At 53.0% G+C, this 20,522-nt stretch carries 16 protein-coding genes; 11 read left to right on the top strand and 5 right to left on the bottom strand.

Annotated features, from left to right (window positions below; genetic code table 11):
* The first annotated feature begins 919 nt into the window (after positions 1–919).
* The 7 genes from JUK32_RS17600 to hrcA all read left to right on the top strand — a co-directional run bounded on the left by JUK32_RS17600 (position 920) and on the right by hrcA (position 8,859).
* Entirely contained in the window at positions 920–2,218 is a 1,299-nt protein-coding gene (locus tag JUK32_RS17600; protein ID WP_204140171.1) for an oligosaccharide flippase family protein, read from the top strand.
* A 516-nt stretch (positions 2,219–2,734) separates the two neighbouring features.
* Entirely contained in the window at positions 2,735–4,093 is a 1,359-nt protein-coding gene (locus tag JUK32_RS17595; RefSeq protein WP_204140170.1) for a hypothetical protein, read from the top strand.
* Positions 4,094–4,416: 323 nt separating this feature from the next.
* Positions 4,417–5,475 (top strand): hydrogenase expression/formation protein HypE, encoded by a 1,059-nt coding sequence (gene hypE / locus JUK32_RS17590; protein WP_204140169.1) that lies wholly within the window; start codon positions 4,417–4,419, stop codon positions 5,473–5,475.
* On the top strand, positions 5,475–5,816 hold the full coding sequence (locus JUK32_RS17585; RefSeq protein ID WP_204140168.1) for a hydrogenase maturation nickel metallochaperone HypA: 342 nt from the start codon (positions 5,475–5,477) through the stop codon (positions 5,814–5,816). Before hypE ends, JUK32_RS17585 begins: the two co-directional genes overlap by 1 nt.
* Positions 5,807–6,730, top strand: coding sequence for a hydrogenase nickel incorporation protein HypB (hypB, locus tag JUK32_RS17580; protein ID WP_204140167.1), 924 nt, complete (start codon positions 5,807–5,809; stop codon positions 6,728–6,730). The genes JUK32_RS17585 and hypB overlap by 10 nt, the downstream gene beginning before the upstream one ends.
* Before the next feature lie 378 nt (positions 6,731–7,108).
* Entirely contained in the window at positions 7,109–7,534 is a 426-nt protein-coding gene (locus JUK32_RS17575; protein ID WP_204140166.1) for a hypothetical protein, read from the top strand.
* A gap of 233 nt (positions 7,535–7,767) precedes the next feature.
* Entirely contained in the window at positions 7,768–8,859 is a 1,092-nt protein-coding gene (hrcA, locus tag JUK32_RS17570) for a heat-inducible transcriptional repressor HrcA (RefSeq protein WP_204140165.1), read from the top strand.
* Between the two features lie 73 nt (positions 8,860–8,932).
* Here hrcA and JUK32_RS17565 read toward each other — a convergent pair whose 3' ends face one another.
* Positions 8,933–10,240 (bottom strand): MFS transporter, encoded by a 1,308-nt coding sequence (locus JUK32_RS17565; protein WP_204140164.1) that lies wholly within the window; start codon positions 10,238–10,240, stop codon positions 8,933–8,935.
* Between the two features lie 405 nt (positions 10,241–10,645).
* Here JUK32_RS17565 and JUK32_RS17560 point away from each other — a divergent pair, with 405 nt between their 5' ends.
* The 3 genes from JUK32_RS17560 (at position 10,646) to JUK32_RS17550 (ending at position 12,659) form a co-directional block, all read left to right on the top strand.
* Positions 10,646–11,266 (top strand): DUF1643 domain-containing protein, encoded by a 621-nt coding sequence (locus JUK32_RS17560; RefSeq protein ID WP_239112792.1) that lies wholly within the window; start codon positions 10,646–10,648, stop codon positions 11,264–11,266.
* Positions 11,267–11,292: 26 nt separating this feature from the next.
* Complete coding sequence (locus JUK32_RS17555) at positions 11,293–11,664, top strand: DUF3082 domain-containing protein (protein ID WP_204140163.1); 372 nt, start codon at positions 11,293–11,295, stop codon at positions 11,662–11,664.
* Between the two features lie 230 nt (positions 11,665–11,894).
* The gene (locus JUK32_RS17550; protein ID WP_204140162.1) at positions 11,895–12,659 is read left to right on the top strand and encodes a hypothetical protein; all 765 of its coding nucleotides are present in this window, start codon (positions 11,895–11,897) and stop codon (positions 12,657–12,659) included.
* Positions 12,660–12,940: 281 nt separating this feature from the next.
* On the opposite strand, the gene JUK32_RS28770 is transcribed toward JUK32_RS17550, so the two are convergent.
* The 3 genes from JUK32_RS28770 to JUK32_RS17535 form a co-directional block, all read right to left on the bottom strand.
* On the bottom strand, positions 12,941–13,243 hold the full coding sequence (locus JUK32_RS28770; RefSeq protein ID WP_375541580.1) for a type II toxin-antitoxin system RelE/ParE family toxin: 303 nt from the start codon (positions 13,241–13,243) through the stop codon (positions 12,941–12,943).
* Complete coding sequence (locus tag JUK32_RS27665; RefSeq protein ID WP_204140160.1) at positions 13,240–13,470, bottom strand: addiction module protein; 231 nt, start codon at positions 13,468–13,470, stop codon at positions 13,240–13,242. Before JUK32_RS27665 ends, JUK32_RS28770 begins: the two co-directional genes overlap by 4 nt.
* Positions 13,471–13,562: 92 nt before the next feature.
* Complete coding sequence (locus JUK32_RS17535; RefSeq protein ID WP_204140159.1) at positions 13,563–14,123, bottom strand: Uma2 family endonuclease; 561 nt, start codon at positions 14,121–14,123, stop codon at positions 13,563–13,565.
* 234 nt (positions 14,124–14,357) lie between these two features.
* Here JUK32_RS17535 and JUK32_RS17530 point away from each other — a divergent pair, with 234 nt between their 5' ends.
* Positions 14,358–16,625, top strand: a complete 2,268-nt coding sequence (locus tag JUK32_RS17530; protein ID WP_204140158.1) for a DEAD/DEAH box helicase family protein — start codon at positions 14,358–14,360, stop codon at positions 16,623–16,625.
* A gap of 20 nt (positions 16,626–16,645) precedes the next feature.
* Here JUK32_RS17530 and mfd read toward each other — a convergent pair whose 3' ends face one another.
* Positions 16,646–20,242, bottom strand: coding sequence for a transcription-repair coupling factor (mfd, locus tag JUK32_RS17525; protein WP_204140157.1), 3,597 nt, complete (start codon positions 20,240–20,242; stop codon positions 16,646–16,648).
* Positions 20,243–20,522: the final 280 nt, after the last annotated feature.

Here is a 20,522-nt window from a genome sequence, read left to right as displayed (position 1 = left end):
GGGGGAGTTCAGTCATGACCAAAGCCTAACATCCTCTGCTAGCTCATCGCTTGAGTCAACCTGGTTGAGCAATTACGTTTACGCTATGCACCTGAGAGAGGATGCACTAGACACAGGCATAGATGGGCCGGTCTTTACGCTTAAGCTGCTAGGGCAATCTCTACAGAGAGCGAGATCGGGATGCGGCTGACCAGCATAGTTACTGTATAAGTGGCCGAACGCTCGTCTTACCAAACAGTCATCCTTGTGAACCGGTGCGTGATTACCCGGAAGTTTCGCTAAAAAGAAATCAAGTCTTTATATGACGGGCGCAGAGTTTACCGAATCCTAATATAACTTTCTAGTATCGAGTGTTATGAATGGGGGAAGTACGCATATGTGATTGAGTGGAGTCACTGCCTGAATTAAATAGACTCTATTCACGTTAAAGCTAGATGATATAGCGGTTAGCTGCTCGGGCTGTCGTCGTCGCATCGATATAACAACTGCTTTCCGCGTACCTGCCGATAGTTGCCTTGCCAATAACCCTCAGAATGACTGCCATGAGTAAAACTAATCCAGTAATTGCCAGCGGGCTAAATATGGCAGAGCTAAATCCCATTTAATCACTTTGGATGGGCTCAGGCTGCATGGCTAACCTGTACGACATTGATGACCAAGGCATATATCTGCGCTCCCAAAGATCATCGGTGAATGATGCATGAACCGCTAGCATGGGTTTTGATTCGGGGCAAGGTTAACCAACAGTTAAAGTTAACGCTTAATCTATGTTCCATTGAAAACTTATCAGGTCTGTTAGCCAGAGAGATTATCTAGCTTGAATTAAAATCACTTTCAGCCAAGATAATGGCCTTTTATTATCGATTAATGTTTCTCCAAAAGGAAACGTTTGCAAGAAAGAAATCTAACTCGTATATACATGTTTTCCAAGAGTTTAACTCAGATAAAAGATAAGGCTTCACAGATTCGTGCTAGCTCCTTAGCCAAAGATTCCTTTTGGCTGTTGGCATCTAAGGGCTTGAGTATTTTTATCCAAACAGCTTACTTTGTGATTTTGGCTCGAACTTTAGGGCCTTCAGAGTACGGGGTTTTTGTGGGGATCACGGCTCTTGCAACGATGATCAATTCATTTGCAAGTTGGGGCTGTAGCGAAATCCTGGTAAAGCACGTCTCCGTGGATCGCTCCCTCCTGAAATATTACTGGGGCAATTCTCTACTAACTGTTTTCGTAATGGGGACATTGTTGACGGTCGTTTTTACCGCCATAGGCCCCACTTTGTCCGGCGGTAACTTTCCTCAGTTGGTGATTGCCCTAATCTTTATTGCTGATCTCATTGGCTTTAATATCAACTCGGCTTCGAGTGCCGCCTTTCTGGCTACAGGGCAAGCAAAAGTAACCGCATTTAAATCGATTCTGGTGGGCTTTACAAAGCTATTGGCAGCGATCGCTTTAGCTCTCATTCTTGAACAAACAACTTCAGTACAGTGGGCTTATCTGTACTGCTTTTCCACTATGTTGCCGGCCATCATCTCTATATGGATGGTGAACGCTTGGTTAGATAAACCGCAAATTTCTATTCCACGACTCAAGGAAGAGTTTGTTCAAGGATTTTATTTCTCAATCAGCCAATCCTCTGATTTTATCAATGAAAATATTGACAAAATCATGCTTGCTAGCGCCGCTTCCTTGCAGGCTACTGGGCTTTATGGGGCCGGTTTTCGGGTCTTAACCGTCTTTAAGATTCCGATTCTTTCTGTTGCTGGTGCAACCTTCCCTCGCTTTTTTCAACATGGTGCAGAAGGTATTAGCGGTAGCTATCGATTTGCTAAAAAACTTTTGCCCATGGCGTTTGCCTATGGTATTGGAGTTGCTTTCATCACTTTTGTGATATCGCCCTATGTGGAGCCGTTAATTGGTGAGGGATACGCAGAAATTGATGCTCTCTTAAAATTGTTATCTCCAGTGCCGCTGTTGATTGCGTTGCAAATCTTGGTGGGAGACACTTTGACGGGCTCCAACCATCAAAGTTACCGCAGCAGTATTCAAGTTTTTGCCGCAGCGTTAAACGTGTGCCTCAATCTTTGGCTCATTCCCAGATATTCTTGGCAAGGCGCGGCTTGGGCCACTCTTATTTCGGAATCGACTAAGGTAATTGGTTTTTCAATCGCGATATTCTACCTTTGCAATAAGCAAGCTGGCACAAAAGTGGACGAGTAGGTCTGACAGCTTTGCTTGGCCGGGTGAGGAACGCTAATTTCCCTATGCGTCAAGGTTTCTGCTAATCAGCCGCACCTCGCAAGCAGCAAAACCGCCATAGCGTTGATGTTGAGATGGAATGAAGGGGCGTCTTGATTGAGGGGGATGGCGATTTGCCACACTTGGGATATGCACGAATCTGCTCACAATGTTGGATTTCTGTCCGGCTGACAACTTTGGTTTGATTCAGAACAAGATTGCAGAATGCGGCCATGGCGATCGCCATGACCGCATTCTTGATAGCGACTTGATGGATTGCGATCGCTCCACCCACAAATTTCTAAGCCCGCAAATCTCCGGGCGCAGTTGGCAACCGGATTTCCGTACTGATAGACACGAGTAAGAATTTGGCTCACATTTCTATACTGAAGTAGTGTGTGGTTGGTCTGGCATCTGGCATTAGAGTTGCTAACTTGGAAAGCCAACCCAACGAGCAACCGAGCCGACGCCCCGCAGTGATTGGAAGGAGCAGCAACTATGGCCCACAATACCGCTGTTATGACAGCCGTTGAGATGCTAGATTACCGCGTCACCGTCGGTGACGTGGCGGCCCAGTCTGGCTTAGAGTTGGCCACGGCCCAACAGGGGCTAAATGCTTTGGCTGCCGATACCCAGGCCCATTTGCAAGTGTCGGATGCTGGGGAAATTGCTTATGAATTCCCGAAAAGCTTCCGCGCCATTCTCCGCAACAAGTATTGGCGCTTGCGCTTGCAGGAAACCTGGGAGCGCATCTGGAGCGTGCTGTTCTACCTCATCCGTATCTCCTTCGGCATTCTGCTGATCGTCTCCATCTTGGTAATTGTGGTAGCCATTTTGGTGCTAGTGTTTGCGGCTCAAGCCGCCTCCCAAAAGGACGACGATCGCGGGGGCGGGAGCAGTTTTGGCGGCGGTTTCGGCGGCAGCGGCATGATGTTCATGCCCCGCTTTTGGATCGGTGATTTGTTCTGGCTGTTTCACTACGACCCCTACTACAGCCGTCGCTCGCCGTCGCGTCGGGCATCGCGTCCCAACCGTTCTGGCCGCAACGACGACGGGATGAACTTCTTAGAAGCAATCTTTTCGTTCCTCTTTGGCGATGGCGATCCCAACGCAGACATAGAAGAGGTTCGCTGGCGAGAGATCGGTGCGGTGATTCAAAACAACGGGGGCGCGATCGCGGCCGAGCAAGCGGTGCCCTATTTGGATGATGTGGGTAAAGGCTGGGCGCAAGAAGACGAAGACTATATCTTGCCCGTGTTAACTCGCTTCAATGGCGTGCCGGAAGTCAGTCCTCGCGGGGAGATCATTTACCACTTCCCCGAACTCCAAGTCACGGCCCAAGAGAGAAGTCGCACCCCCGTTCCGGCTTATCTCAAAGAGACACCCCAAAAATTCAGCGAAGCCAAGATGGGTCAACTGTCTGGAGCCATAGCCTTAGGAACCTTTAACTTCCTGGGAGCAGTCGTGCTCGGCTTCATGTTGCAAGATCAAGCCTTAGTGGCTGAAATTGGTGGCTTTATTGGCGTGGTAAATGCCCTTTACTGGGTGATTTTGGCCTATGGTACGGCTTTCCTGGCAGTGCCAGCGGTGCGCTACTTCTGGGTCAAGCGTAAAAATAGCCGCATCGAGCAGCGTAACGAACAGCGCCAAGAGCGGGCGCTTGCCTTGAATGCGGCGGGGCCAGAGCTCGATCAAAAGATCACCTTTGCCCAACAGTTTGCGGCGCAAACCGTCGTCTCGGCTGACGACTTGGCCTACACTACCGCGAAGGAACTCACGGAACAGGAATACGAGCAGCGCGAGAAGCTGGATGCTGAGTGGCAAAAGCGCCTTGATGCTGCCGATGACGCGACCTGATGACGCGATCTAAAGAGATATCTGCGGGAAACAGTTAGGCACTGTGGGCGCGAGTATGTCACCTTTGAGCCCTCACCCTAAAGCCCTCTCCCAAGCTTGGGCTACTAATCACACAAATCTCGACGGCTCCCTCAAAATGCTGCCTTTGTCCCCCTTTGTCCCCCCCAATTTTTAGTGGTTTGGGGCGGATAACTGATTCGTCAGCGGACCCGACCGTCCCCCACTGGGGTGTGTTTCTGTAGGCGATCGCCGCCGCCCTGCCCCACGTTAAATTAACCTGTATTTCTCTCTGGCCCATCTGGGGTTGCCTTTAGCCTGGGGGCATGACTCCTTCTTCCTCCTCTCCGGCCAAACTTCCGCGTTTGCGAGATAAAACCATTACCCTGGCCCATGGCAGCGGCGGCCAAGCCATGCAGGATTTGATCGAGGCGCTTTTCGTCAGCCAGTTTGAGGGCAAAATGCCCACGGCGCTAGAAGACCAGGCCCGGATTCCATTGGACGAATTGACGGCGCAGGGCGATCGCCTGGCGTTTACCACCGACTCTTACGTGGTTGATCCGCTGTTCTTTCCCGGTGGCGATATTGGTGCTCTGGCGGTGAATGGCACGGTGAATGACCTGGCGGTGAGTGGGGCGGTGCCGTGCTATCTCACCTGCGCCATGATTTTGGAAGAAGGCTTAGCGATCGCGACGTTGAAACAGGTTGTGGCCAGTATGGTGACAGCGGCCAACCAGGCCGGGGTCAAAATCGTCACGGGTGACACCAAGGTAGTGCCGCGCGGCGGGGCCGACAAGCTCTTTATCAATACCGCTGGAGTGGGGGTGATGCGGCGCGGCGTCACGCCCGCAGCGGTGCACATTCAGCCTGGCGACGCGGTGCTCGTCAATGGCCCCCTGGGTAATCATGGAGCCACGATTTTAGTGGCGCGTGAGCAGTTTGCCCTCGAAACCGAACTGCACAGCGACTGCCAGCCGTTGAACGGTTTGGTGGATGCGATCGTCGCGACTTGTCCGGCGGTGCGAGCCATGCGCGACGCGACGCGGGGCGGCCTAGCAACCGTGCTGAATGAATTTGCGGATAGCGCTCAGGTGGGCATTCAGCTGATTGAAGCGGCGATTCCCGTCGATGAGGCGGTGCAGGGTCTCTGCGAACTTTTAGGCTTAGATCCGCTGTATTTGGCGAACGAAGGCAAATTGGTGGTGGTGGTGCCTCCCGACCAAGCGGACACTGTGCTGGCGGCCATGCAGAGGCACCCCGCTGGCGTTCACAGCCGTCTGATCGGTCATGTCACTAATGGGCGGCGGGTATCTCTGAAAACCGGCTTCGGCACCGATCGCATCCTCGATCGCCTTGTCGGTGACCAGCTACCGAGGATTTGCTAATGCATGAACTGGGGATTACGCAAAACATTGTGGCGATCGCCACCGAACATGCCAACGGCGCTAAGGTGTGTCGCATCAGCCTGGAAATTGGGCAACTCACCGCCATCATGCCGGATGCGATCGAGTTTTGCTTTGACATCTGCGCCCAGGGCACTCCCTTAGAAGGAGCGATGTTGGAGATTATTCAGCGCCCCGGACGCGGCCAGTGCCAGGATTGTGGACAAGAGATGCCCCTATCGCAACCCTTTGGCGTCTGTGACTGCGGTTGCACCCACCTCACCATCATTCAAGGCGAAGAACTCACGATCAAAGAACTGGAAACGGAGGCACTATGTGCGTAACCTGTGGCTGCTCCGATGGAGCCCAAGCAACCTATACTCAACCCGGCGCAGCGACGACTACCGCGACAGAGGCCGATAGCCATACCCATGTGTTGGCCGATGGCACCGTGGTGACCCACCGCCACGCTGGTCATGAGCACGCCCCCCACAATCACTCCCCTGCCCCTGCCCATGAGCCGCCTCAAACTGACCGAGCGGCGATCGCGGCCCCCGTCACCTTGCCCCGATCCGCAGCAGTCCATGCCCGAGCTCACGGCACGACCTTAACCCTAGAGCAAAATCTCCTCGCAAAAAACGATCGCCTCGCCACCCAAAATCGGGACTGGTTTCAGACCCACCACATCACCGCGCTGAACCTGGTGAGTTCCCCCGGAGCGGGCAAAACCACGCTGCTGGTGCAGACGATCGCGGATCTGCAACCGGAAATCCCCATGGCGGTGATTGAAGGCGACCAGGAAACCGTTAATGATGCCGAGCGCATCGCGGCTACGGGGTGCCCGGCGATTCAAGTGAATACGGGAACCGGCTGTCATCTCGAAGCTGCGATGATCGATCGCGGCCTCAAAACTCTCAATCCCCCTGACCATTCCTTAGTCCTTATCGAAAATGTCGGCAACCTCGTATGTCCGGCTCTCTTTGATTTAGGTGAAAACGCCAAAGTCGCGATGCTCTCCGTCACCGAAGGTGAAGACAAACCGCTCAAATACCCCCACATGTTTCGCGCCAGTCAGGTGATGGTGTTGACTAAAATTGATCTGCTGCCCTACGTCAACTTTGATGTGCAGCGCTGTCTCGATTACGCCCGTCAGGTGAATCCTCAGTTGCGGATCTTTCAGGTGTCCGCCACGACGGGGGCAGGCTTGACTGAATGGTATGACTGGCTTAGGTCAACGGTGATGGTGACTGAGTTCTAGCGCTTTGAGAATGTCACAACTCCACGGCTGAATGGGGATGAGGGATCGGCGCGGGCAATATCCCGGTAACAGCAGTGCTTGGGTAGCTGAGTAGCTGGGTCAGTTCCGTGTCTGGAGTCGGTACCTTTAATTGTACGCGCACCCCCAAGAGGTATAGCCGCAGCGCTCTTCAGGTGTCTCTGTGCCACCGCCGCGATCGCCGCCACAACTCTCCAGGCAGCAATTTGAACAACTTTTATCGCATTCATCCCGATGCCCAATATTTTGTTGGGAAGGGTAAATGCTGGCTGAATTAGTCTCCGAGTCTACAGGGGCAAACCTGAGCACTCGGCAGTTTTCAGGCAGCCATATTGCCAGTTAACGGGACACTGATTATCTATGAATGCTTGCACCAAGGCTCTCCTGTTCACGGTGGGTTCTACGGTTTCTTGCTCGATGATGAGCGCTGGGGCTCAAGCCCAATCGACGGGAACTGCCGCCGATTTGTTGCCGATAGATCATGCCCAAGGCGTCTCCATGGACACCCGGCCCGATCAACTCAAAGCCGTTAGACAAGTCAGCGTTGTTAACGTCAAACCTGAAGCCACGTACAGTCCTGAGATGCTGAATGCGGTGGCCAGCAGCATCAATCAGGCCGACCAGCCCGGCCAGGCCGACGCTACGCCCGACATTGGTGACCTGGTGGATCTGAGCTTTGTCGAACAGTTTCTTGATGAAGATGGCAATGTTGATTTGCCGTTGGGCATTACGGTGTACGAGGCGATGGGGCAAACCTCGATCGGATTTGGCACAGAATTTCGTTAGTCAGTTGCCGCAGTGCTCTGAATTGATACGGCCATGGATGCGATCGGGCGAATCGCTTAAACTGGTTGTTAACCGTGCCTTTGCTATCTGAACAGATCGATCTACAGACTGCGATCGCAGCGGCAAGTCCCCAATGTCCCCGTTGTGGTCATCGCGGTTGCCCCCAACGGTGAATCAATCTGCTAAGGTTGAATGCAATCTTTAATCTTCTTTGAAAGCAACCTAATCATTGCATGCTAGACCCTGTCATCTTAAACACGCGTCAGCAGCAGGTGCTCTGGGCTACTGTGCGTCAGTATGTCTCGACAGCAGAACCAGTGGGCTCTAAGGCACTGGTGCAAGGGTATGGCCTGAAAGTGAGCCCCGCCACGGTACGGCAGGCAATGAGCATGCTGGAAAAGACGGGGTTGTTATTCCAACCTCACACCTCGGCGGGGCGCATTCCGTCAGATTTTGGCTATCGACTGTATGTTGACAACCTGATTCACCCTGCTGAGGGGGTGGCCCAAACCATTGATACTCAACTCTCAGCCACGCTGAAGTGGGATGGCTGGAGCTTGGAAGCCCTGCTCCGAGGCGCGGCCCAAATTTTGTCGGCGGTGAGCGGCTATTTGACGCTGATCACTGTGCCCACCAAGCAAAATGCCAAGATTCGTCATGTCCAGCTAGTGTTGCTGGGGCCGACTCAGTTATTGATGTCGGTGGTGCTAGATTCCCTAGAAACGCAGTCGATGGTGATTCAGCTTCCTGGCGATCAGATTGATACCTCTGCTCAGATTGAGGCCTTGGAGCGCGAATCCAAAATCCTCTCAAATTTTCTGACGGCGCACCTGGTCGGGTGCTCACTGCACAAGATTGCCGAGTTGGATTGGGGGCAGCTGAACCGTGAGTTCCAGCGATATGCCAATACCCTGACTGAGGCGATGGCTTTGCTGGCTCAGCGCAATCAAAAAGCCATGGAAAGCACGCAGTTTGTGATGAGTGGGCTCGGTGAGGTCTTGCGACAACCGGAGTTTTCGGAAGCTCAACAAGTGCAGGCCATCGTTCAACTGTTGGAAGAGGAGCAAGCCCAGCTCTGGCCCCTCGTGTTTGAGACCGCTGCCGAAGATGATTCTGGTCGGCGGGTGCGGGTGCTCATCGGCTCCGAAAATCCGCTGGAACCCATGCAAGGGTGTGCCCTGGTGTCTTCGACCTATTGCCGCGACACTTTGCCCATCGGTAGCGTGAGCATTTTGGGGCCAACGCGGATGATGTATGAAAATGCGATCGCGGCGGTTGAGACGGCGGCGGGGTATCTGACCGATGCTTTCAATGCCGGGCGTTAACCCAATTATTGGCGACGAGTCATCCGGCAACGGTAGTTTGTTTGGTCAGACAGCGATCTAGGAGGTTCTGCGGTCATTTGCCAGGGGACAAATCCACCGCGTAGAGGTCGCGGCCTTGGCCGAGCGAAAACCGGAGGGAATGGTCGAGATCTTTGCTGGAGGTGGTGATGAACACCAGCAGGCCCAGGAGCGTCATCAGCCCCGACAAGCCAAAGCAGCCGCGATAGCTCACAAAGTCGGCAAAGGTGCCAAAGACGGGACCAGCAAAGGCAATGCCCACATCAAACCCGACCATCACTAACCCAAACACCTTGCCGCGTTCATGGGCGGCCGAGCGATCGCCCATCATTGCGGCCACCATGGGAATGAACGTACCCGCTGCGGCCCCCTGAATGAGCCCTGCTAGCAACAGCACCTGTGCCGACTCCGCTTGCCAAAACGTCAGCATCGACAAGGTGTAGAGCAACAGACCCGCCGTGATAAAGCGGCCCCGACCGAGCCGATCCGACGCGCGTCCGACCATTAGACGAATCCCAAAGCTCGCGATCGCCGACGTGGAGTAAATCAACCCGACATTCAGGTCAATGCCGGCCTCACGGACAAAGAGCGGAATAAAAGTGCTCAAAGTCCCAAAAGCCAGCCCGACCAACAGCAGCATGAACGCCGGAGTTCTCACCCGTGGGGTGAGCAGCAAACTCCAAAACTGAGGACGCGGTGCGCCTGGAAGGCGGCGCTCCATAGTGGGGGTATAACTTTCTTTGACCTGGGAAATGCAAAGCACCCCCATGATCCCCAGAATGCCCATGGCAATGAACGCCACCGAGAAATCATTCCACTCCAACAAAAAGCCGCCCAACGCTGGCCCTAGCGCCATCCCGATCGGATTCACCAAACTCATATAGCCGATGAGCTCACCCCGATTGGCGGGGGGCGAAATATCGATGATTAGCGCACTGTAGGCCACGACGAAGGCGGCAATGCTGAGCCCGTGAAAGGCCCGAAACGCCATCAGTAGCAATAAGACGCCGTTGACATCTAGGGAGCGATCGCCCCAACTTAGCTGCCACTCCAGCGGGGGCAAATACAGCGCGAATAAGTAGAGAAAGGGGGCGATCGCGATCGCCACAATCCCAATCATCAGCACCAACTTACGCCCCTGTTCGTCGGCCAACCGGGAGAGCCAAGGCCGCGCCACCAGGAGACCGAACGCAAAGGAGGCCATGACGATACCGATTTGCGATCCCGTTGCCCCCAACGTTTCAATAAACAGCGGCAACGTCGGCAACAGCCCCGCCAACCCCGCCCAAAAGCAGAGTCCCGCCGCGAACAAAATCCCTAAATTCCAACGTAAGGCCGAGTCAAATGAGGCGAATACTCTCACAGCAGCTTTCCTAGTAGGCGCAGATCGAACTGTTAACAAATGTAACAAATACTGTCGGATTCAGATTTCGTCCGACGGACAGATCCCATCGTCTCGCAGTCATGGGGTGAGGCGGTAACGGTGAAAAGAGCCCTGGCCTTTGAGACAATTAAGGTGGCATTTCCCCATCACCTGCCCCAGCCGTTGGCCAACATGACTCTATGCTCAACCGCGATCGCGGTATCCCTTAGTTTATCTGTGAGTCTGGCGGGTGTGAGTGGTGCCGCGCCGCCCGGAGTCAGCGACTGACGACACCCTAGCGGAGAAAGTGCGATCGTGACCGCGGTGGCCGTGACTCCGCAACCTGACAACTGTGCGTTTTAGGCCGACAATTAAAGCCGGGGCCATCACCGGATAGATAGCATTTTGAGCCAATGGGTAAACATGCAGCGGGCCGCCAAATTTGACGAGACCGGACAATATCGGTATTGGCTGCGGCGGGAGTGGGCGGTCAGCGGCCCAGCGATCGCCCTCATCATGCTCAATCCCAGCCGGGCTGACCATCGCCAGGATGATCCCACCCTGCGGCGTTGTACGTGCCTCGCCCAGCAGTGGCAGTTTGGTCGCCTCACCGTGGTGAACTTATTTGCCTACTGCACCGCGTCTCCCCAAGTTCTCAAAACCGTTGCCCACCCCATCGGTGCCGACAATACCGCGTCTCCCCAAGTTCTCAAAACCGTTGCCCACCCCATCGGTGCCGACAATGACGAACACATTGTGCAGGCCTGTGCCGCCGCCGATCGCATTTTGTTGGCCTGGGGCAATTGGGGCAGCCTGCATCAACGCGACCAAGCCGTTCTGAACTTGTTGACCCCGTTTTGCGATCGCCTCTGCTGCCTGGGACTCAACCGGACTGGACAGCCGCGACATCCCCTCTACGTGCCGCGACAATCGCTCCTGCAACCCTGGCCGCCATCCTCCACCGACATTACAACTGACGATTCATTGAGTAAGTCGCCAATGGTCAGGCGTTCTATGGCAGGATAGTGACCGTCTCAAAATGAGTTGGCCCCATGAGCACCCCGGCGACATCTAAGCAGCCAGATTCCGCGATCGCGCCCCCCGCCGAAAATCCCCTTTCCACCCAGCGCATCCTCCGCGCCTTCACCGGCTCCCTGATGGCGGCGGTGTTTGCCATGCTGTTTTACAAAATGTTAATTGCGGTGGCCTCCTCCTTCGCCCACAAGCCCGTCACCTCTGACAACATCACCGTCGTCAACCTCTCGGCGGCCGTGCGCACGCTCGTTCTGGGCAGCATTACCCTTGGTACCGGAGTCTTCGCCATCTCTGCGATCGGCTTGTCCCTGTTGGGACTGCAAATGATCTGGCAGCGGTTCAATGGCTCCGATAACGTTGAGCCGTCCACTCCGGAAGCCCAAGACTAAGTCAGTACATTTGATCTATAATCGAAATTCTTCGGTGGTATTTCAGCGACTTTCTCCGGTGGCGGTGCATGACCGCATTGCCCCATCCGGCTCCCCCAGTCCCATCCCCCTGTGCTGTGGCCTTAAAACTATTGGGAATTTTTCCCAATGCCCTTGATTTTGCTGGGATGCCTCGTAAAGTATCGAGTAATTATTAATCCTGACCCGTTTTCTTTAAAAGGACATCGTCTATGGCGATTATTGCCCTCAAAGCTTGGTATCTAGAACAGTACGAACCGGCTAAGGAGCTAGAGCAGCGATCGCAAGATCTGCGCTTGAGCCGCAACAGTCTGTTGAAGTCAGGACTGCGGGCCGATTTTCTCGACGATAGTGAAGCGGTGCGGCAAGCCGACTGGTTTCAGCGCTACCTCGCTGGGGAAGCGGTGGAATTCTACATTGAGGGCAGCGGCACTTACGCGATCGCCAACATTGACCTGCTCAGCCACGAAATTTATTTCATCAAACAAGAATCTTTGGTGCAGCAAGACCCGTCCATCTTCTTTTGCTACCAAACCGACTATGCCGAGTCGAGCGCCTTGCTGCGAGAAGGCTTAGAAGCCTTACTCGAAAAAGTGAACCAGCGATCGCGCCTCCCCCTCAGTCTGGAAGAAGCCAATCGCTCCGGGGCTGGAGCCCTCAAGCGCAACAGTCCCCTCATGCGTAAACTGCGTAAATCGCTGCTCTTTGTCGCCGACGGCACCTCCGTTGCCCAATCGGCCGGTTCGCCACCATCGCTTTTGCCCAATGCCAGCGTCTGTGTCGAACTCGGCTACGCCCTGCAATGCAAACGCCCTGAGCAAATCATCCTCGCCCGTCAAGAACGCGACGACCTACCCGGTCATTTTCCGTTTGAGATTCCGTCAGAGCAACAAATTGTGTTTCACAACGCTGCCGATCTCAAAGCTCAGCTCACCGCCAAAGTCGAAGGCGAACTCAAGCGTTATAAATTGCTGTAGGACTGGCTGCCGTAAATGATGCAGCGGATGAGCTGGCTCGCCAATGGGCTGCACCGCCCCAATTTCCATTTGCTCTGGCGGAATGGGAGCGGGAAGCGTCATCTCTACACAGCGATCGCTCCCAACCGTCACCACCTGACGAAACGTTTCCATACACGATGACCTTTTGCTAGCTGTCTAAAGTTTACGTCTGAAAGCTGGGTTGGAGGGTAATCGATGCTTTGGTTGCGATCGCCCCCACCCCTTCCTTGTGCTTGCAACCCGACTCATATCAGTTTGCATCAAGTTATCTGTCGAGTTCTCCAATAATCAGGTTTGCGCTTTGCGTGGGCTATGGCAACCACCCAAATCAGGGTGTCTAACTCTGTGTAAAAAATTAGAAAGGGGAATTTTCGGAGCACATATCGGCGCAGCCTCGTATTTTTATAGGGTTGGCCGAGGTTTGAACTATGCTGGATTCGTTTCAGGGCTTGTTCTACTTCGTCTAGAAAATCTAGCCCTAAACCCGGTGCTTGTTCTTGGTAGTACGCGACAGCATCGTCGAGTTCCTGCATGGCCTCACTGTGAAGGTTGACAGGCTTCACGAGTATTTTTCTCTCAACTGGGTCAACACTTGATCGGCGGGTTGACCGGAAGCCGTACCGTTTTCAATCTCTGCCATTCTGCGAGATAACGTTTCTTCCCAGGCAGCTTCTACGTCGTCTTCTGGTTCTTCATCCAGGGATTGAATCAGGAAAGCAGCGAGTGCTGCCCGATCGCGAATGGAAAGTTGGGACAGTTCCAGTTTGAGTCTTTCGGCAGTTTCCGTCACGGTGGACTCCTGGGAGATGGTCTGAATTTATTGTATTTCAGGCGGCTGGTTCACGCGATCGCCCCCACCCATTCCTCCTCTGGCAACCCGGCTCAAACCAACCAAGAAAATAGCTCACCAACCGTTAGCGAAAACTCGCCCATGAATTCTGGCAATAGCAATCCGGCATTCGGGTCATCCAAGACTTCCGGCTCTTGGCTAGGTTGAAAGACAAATACGGTTTGCTCATCAGGGTCAATCAGCCATCCCATTTGAGTACCGTGTTTGAGGCAGTGCAAAATGTTTTTGGTGACGCGGGTTTGATTTTGATCGGGAGAGAGGATTTCGATCGTCCAATCAGGGGCGAGTGGAAAGGTATTGGCAATCTCGCCTTTTTCATCACGGGGAATCTGATTCCATCGGAAAACTGCAATATCGGGAACGGTCGATTTGCCGCCAAATGTGCAGCGCAATTCTGGAAAGGCTCGGGCAAGCTGCGGCTTTCTCACCACGCTATTAATCGTTGTCACCAACTCTCCCTGAATCGCACTGTGCTTTCCCTGCGGCATCGGTTTCTGAATAATTTGTCCGTCGGTGTACTCACTTGGAGGTTTTGTCTCTGGCAGTTCCAGAAACGCTTCCAGGGTGAGGGGTGGTGCGGGAGTGCGTACCATCAAAAGGTTTATAGCTATAAGACTTCGTATATCGATTCTACTCATCTCTCACCCACCGTCATTTTTGAGTGGCATTGGGTTTAATAAATGAAAATCATGCAAGTCATTTATCGAGACATTATTCTGCCAAGTTCTAGCCGTTTCCATTTCGGGAACACTTTGTAGGTGATATTGCGGTTGTATCAAGAGGTAGCGCAATGTCCAGTACTGCTAGAATTCGTAGGTTGAAGTCAAATGCAAACCGTTCAAGTAGAGTATTCAGGTCAGATTCAAGCTAGCAAAGGAAAAAACCCCCGAGAACTCTATGCTCATCAGAATGAAGCCATCAAAGAATTAGACAAGAAAAACCAATCCTCCTTTGAAGGGCTACTAGTTTTACCCACGGGCGGCGGCAAAACGCTGACAGCCGTCCATTGGCTTTTACGCAACTTCATCAGTCAGCGCAAAAAGGTACTGTGGATTGCCCACCGGCATGAGTTATTAAATCAGGCTTGTGAAACCCTAAAAATGAGTTCTTACACTGCCTTATTGGGTGATGTTGACGAATTCAGGTATCGCGTAATTTCTGGGCATCCCAAGCATGATATACCTGTCAACATTGAACCCACAGACGATATTATTATTGCTAGCAAAGATAGCCTAAATAGTGGACTTAAGTATTTACTAAAAAATTGGGTTGATCATTCTGATGCTATTTTGTTGGTGGTTGACGAGGCTCACCATGCAACGGCTAAGACCTATCGAAAGCTAGTCAATGCTATCAAAGAAACCTTTGAGAAAAAGGGGAAGTCAAATACTTTTAAGATATTAGGTTTGACGGCTACGCCATTCAGGACAAGCGAAAGTGAGAAAGGTCTTCTCAAGCAAGTTTTTCCAGATGACATTATCTTTTCAGAGCATTTAAGAACCTTAATTGCGAGGGGTATACTTTCAGAGCCGATTTTTGAAAGCCTGGAAACTAATCTAGATTTTCATCAAGAACTAACTGAGAAAGACATCAGAGCAATCGAAAACTTTGATACAATCCCCAAGAAAGTCGCCCAAAAACTTGCACTTTCTAAAATCCGGAATAATTGGATCGTAAATCACTATATTAAAAATCGAGACAAATATAAACCTTTATTAGTTTTTGCGATCGACGTTGATCATGCAATTGCCCTAAATTCTGTTTTTAAGAGTAAAGGTATCGATTCCGACTTTGTTGTCGGTCAAGTCGTTGAGGAGGGTACTAATGCAAAAATTTCACCTAAGGAGAATGGTGAAAAAATACAGCGCTTTCGAGACGGAGATTTGGAAGTTCTGATTAATGTCCAAATGCTAACAGAGGGTACTGACTTACCCAATGTACAGACTGTTTTCCTGACTCGGCCTACCACTTCTACTATTTTAATGACACAGATGATCGGGCGGGCACTTCGCGGCCAGAAAGCGGGGGGAACAGAGAAAGCTTATGTAGTCAGCTTTATTGATAATTGGGAAAATAAAATAAACTGGGTCAACCCTGAAAAACTTCACCAAGAAGAAGGTGAGTTTATTGACTCACATCCTGAGACAATGAAGCGAATTGCTCGCCTTATCTCAATTGAGAAAATTGAAGAATTTGCTCGGATGATGGATGATTCTATTGACACAACAACTTTAGAAAAACTTGATTTTTTGAAAAGAGTACCCGTTGGGATATATCGCTTTTCTATTCTTGAGCCCGCTGAATCTGGTGAGCCAGTCCCGAGAAATTATGAAGTTTTAATTTATACTGACACTGAGGAAGACTATGACAGCTTTGTAAATGACCTAGCCGCGGTGTTCAAAGTCGTTGATATTGAAAACCGAGAGATTTTAACATCAGAAGAACTCGAATATCTGCTTGATCACGTCAAAAATCTTTATTTCCCGAATCATCCTTTCTTATTGGGTTATCGAGATGACGACATCAGGAATATTCTACGCTTCTACGCTCAAAAAGAGATGGAGCCAGATTTTATCGCATTTAGCAAACGCAGAGAATGCAATTTATCAATTGTAGCAAGGCATATATATGAGAATGATCTCACGCTAAGACAAATCACTGAATATCTTCTTTCCCTTTGGAATGATGGAAAATCTTTTTGGCAAGTCTTGTTTGGATATAACTATCTATACTTCAAAAAACAGGTGGATATTGAGGTAAATAAGCTTTTGGGTGCTTATCCTGATGTGAAGATGGAGCCGCCTATTGTCATACCAGACTCTATCCCAATAGAAAAGCTGACAATGATTGAAATCAGAGAAAGAGATCCAGCGCTATATCGAGAAATAAAAGATGATGTATTTGCGAAACACACAGACAAAAATGGCTTTATCACTTGTACTTTAAGTGGATTTAAGAGCCAGATGAGACGGGATTTTCAAATTGACCATATTCTGCCGATGGCAGATGGCGGTTTGACGGTGCTTGATAACCTTCAAGTTTTATCGCGCAAGGCACATGCAGAGAAGACACGGAAAGAGAATGCTCAACGATAAGAGTCTCTGCTCGTTTTACGCTACGCGATCGCCCCTACTCCCACCTCTGCTTTCTCTGGCAACCCGGCCTGCATCAGCTTGAACCACTCCAATAGGTTGTCAAGTTGCTTCTCTGGTTTCAATACACCGAGGCCGCGCACGGTGACTTTGCCGCCGGCGTAGATAAAGCGGGACTTGAGGTGACCGGGGATGGCGTCGAAGAGGAGTTTCCAGGCGGGTTCCTCCATTGGGGTTTCGAGGATGATGTGCTGCTTGCCTTCCGGTTTGATGCGGGAGAAGCCGAGGCGTTTGCCGAGCTGCTTGAGTTCCAGCACGCGAATGAGCTGTTCGGTGGCGAAGGGGATGCTGCCGTAGCGATCGTTGAGGTCGGCGGCGACTTGGGCCAGTTCGCGCTTGTTGTCGGCGGCGGCGAGGGCGCGGTAGGCGGTCATCTTTTGTTCCGTGTCGTCGATGTAGTCGTTGGGGATGAAGGCCGTGACCTTGAGATCGACCTGGGTGTCGTCCACCTTGGGAATCTCTTGACCGCGAATTTCGGCGATTTCTTCTTCCAGCATGTCCATATACAGGTCAAAGCCGACGGCATCCATCTGGCCGGACTGCTGAACGCCGAGCAGGTTGCCAACGCCGCGAATTTCCATATCGCGCATGGCGAGCTGGTAGCCGGAACCGAGTTGGGCAAATTCTTGAATAGCGCGGAGGCGCTGGCGGGCTTTGGGGGTGAGGGTTTGCTGGCGGGGATAGAACAGCCACGCATGGGCCTGAATGCCCGATCGCCCCACCCGACCCCGCAGTTGGTAAAGCTGGGACAGCCCGAACTTTTGCGCGTCTTCGATCAGGATGGTGTTGACGCGGGGGATGTCCAAGCCAGACTCGATGATGGTGGTGCAGACGAGAATGTCGGCCTCGCCACTGCTGAAGCCGAGCATGGTGGATTCCAGTTCGCCCTCTTGCATTTGGCCGTGGGCGATCATGATGCGGGCACCGGGAATCCATTCCCGCAGACGAGCGGAGACTTCTTCGATGCCTTCGACACGGGGCACCACGTAAAAGATTTGGCCGCCGCGATCGAGTTCCTGACGGGCGGCACTACGGATGGCTTCGGGATCGTAGGGCGAGAGGTGGGTTTTGATGGCGCGGCGGGAGGGGGGCGGCGTGGTGATCAGGCTCATTTCCCGAACGCCGGACAGCGCCATGTACAGCGTTCGGGGAATGGGGGTGGCGCTGAGGGTAAGCACGTCCACCTCGGTTTTGAGGGCTTTGATTTTTTCCTTTTGGTTCACACCGAACCGCTGCTCCTCATCCACCACCATCAGGCCCAGGTCTCTGAAAGCAACGGACTTACCGAGCAGTTGGTGGGTGCCGACGACTACATCCAGTTCTCCGGTTTTGAGTCGTTGCAGGATATCTTTCTTTTCCTGGGCGGTGCGGAAGCGGTTCAGCAAGCCCACTTGGATGGGGTAGGGGGAAAAGCGTTCCTTCAGCGTGTGGTAGTGCTGCTGGGTGAGGATGGTAGTGGGGGCGAGGAGGGCCACCTGTTTGTGGGAGTTGATGGCCTTGAAGATGGCGCGCACGGCGACCTCCGTTTTACCAAAGCCGACATCGCCGCAGACCAGGCGATCCATGGGGCGATCGCTTTCCATATCGCGCTTCACGTCCTGCACCGATTTGAGCTGATCGGGCGTCGGCTGATACGGAAACGAGTCTTCGAGTTCTTGCTGCCACGGGGTATCGATGGGAAAGCGGAACCCTTCCAGCTTGGCCCGTTGCGCATAGAGTTTGAGCAAATCCACCGCGACTTTTTGGACGGCTTTGCGGGCTTTGCCTTTGGTCTTTTCCCAGGCTTTGCTCGACATTTTGTTGAGGGTCGGCGCGCGATCGGTGGTGGAACGATAGCGGGACAGGGAGCCCACCTGATCCGCTGCCACCCGCAGCAGTCCGTCTTCGTACTGGATGACCAGGTACTCGCGGGTTTCACCATCTAACGTCAGGCTTTCCAGTTTCAGGAAGCGTCCGATGCCGTGGTTGCGGTGGACGACAAAATCCCCCGGCTTCATCTTGTTGGGATCGACTTGTTTGGAGGTGGCTTTGCGCCGCTTGCGCACGTAGCCAGGGGTGGCGAGGCTGTGCTGACCAAAGAATTCGCGATCGGTGACGATCGCTATCCGAAAGGTCGGCAGCACAAAGCCTTCCAGTTCCGCCAGACCAGAATATTTCAGCGCTACGGGGGTGTGCTGTCCCTGCAATTTCTCAATGGCGGGATAGTCACGGGTATTGGGAATGAACTGGGCGGGACAGTCGTGCTCTTGCAACAGCGCCACGGAGCGGGAGGGCTGGGCGGAGATGAGCCAGATGCCGAAGCGGCGATCGCGCTCTCCCCGAATGGTTTCTGCCAGTTTGCCGAACTGGTGGGGAATCGCGGGAACGGGGCGGCTGGCCAAATTCAGACTATTGTCTCGGGCCTCGGCGATTTCGGTAAGGTGAACGGTGGGAAAGAGGGCGATTTCTTCCAGGGCGTTGGTGAAGGGACGGTGAAGTTTGGGTAGTGGGGTGGCTGGGTGGCTGGGTGGCTGGGTGGTTGGGTTGGGGGTTTCCTCGGAATCGGAGAAATCGTCTGCTAAATTTTGAATTTTGAATTTTGTCGGGCTTTGCCCTTCCCGCAGGGTATTTTGATTTTCTTGCCACTGCTCATCGATATGTTCCACCCAGCGATCGCTGTGGGCCTGACACTGATCCGGTTCATCCAGGGCGATGACGGTATTTGCGGGCAGGTAATCCAACAGGGAAGCCGGGGCGTCAAACGCCAGCCCCAGCCAGCGCCTCACCCCTTCGGGATAGATGCCGTCGGCCAGTCCTTCGAGCGCTTCTTCTGGAAAGAGTTGATCGACGAGATTTTTTCCCTTGAGCACATCCAAGATGAGAGGAACGTAGTCGGTGGGGGTGAGGACGAGGCGATCGATGGCGTCGAGCGATCGCTGGTTGGCGGGGTCAAATTCCCGAATGCGCTCCAGTTCGTCCCCAAACAGTTCTAAACGAATGGGCAGTTCCGACGACACGGGAAATACGTCGATGATGTCCCCTCGCTGTGCCCATTGACCTTCGGTTTCTACCAGGGACACTTTTTCATAGCCGAGGCGGGCCAACCGCAGGGCCAACTCCTTCAGGTTAATTTCCAGCCCTTTGCTCAGGGTGAGGCAGTAGTCTTTGAGAACTTCAACGGGGGGCAGGTGGGGTTGTAGCGCCCGTTCGGTGGCGACGATCACGGTTCTCTCTAAGCCCGTGGCACTGGTGAGGTCGGCGAGGGCTTGCAGTTGCCCCCAGGTCATCTCCGATTCCTGGTCAAAGGGGTCGTAGGGGGAGGCTTCGGAGGTGGGATAAAAATGGACGGTACTCCAGCCCATGGCTTCCAGCTGAATTGCCCAACGGCTGGCTTCTTCCAGCGTCGCGGTCACCACCAGCAGCGGCGCTTTGGATTCTTGCGCCAACGTCGAAGCGACGAGCCCCTTCGGCAAACGGGGAGCACCACTGAGCTTGATGCGCCCCTGCTGCTGCAACTTGCTGAGAAGTTCTGAGGTGAGGGGCGATCGCCCTAATGCCCGAACTACTGAAGAAAATGCCATGTCAGTCCACCACCCAATCAGAAATGCCCCCCAATGTACACACACCAGGGGTTAGAGCTAGTTTTTTAGTTGCCTGCGATCGCGGCAACTCCCAATTACTTCCGGAGATCTCAGCCACGAATTGCTTTTCATTCTAAAAGGGTTTTCACCCGTATTGCTAGAAACTGAGGGGAGCGCAACCTGATTCCTGCTCTGCTTCCAAATGGTAATTGCTCAACCCAGTAGCCAATCAGCTTGTTGTGAGGTAAGGACGCGGGAAATCGCCTCAAAGGCAGACAAC

The organism is Halomicronema sp. CCY15110, from assembly GCF_016888165.1.
Lineage (GTDB): Bacteria > Cyanobacteriota > Cyanobacteriia > Phormidesmidales > Phormidesmidaceae > Halomicronema.
This window is presented reverse-complemented; position numbering and strand designations above follow the sequence as displayed.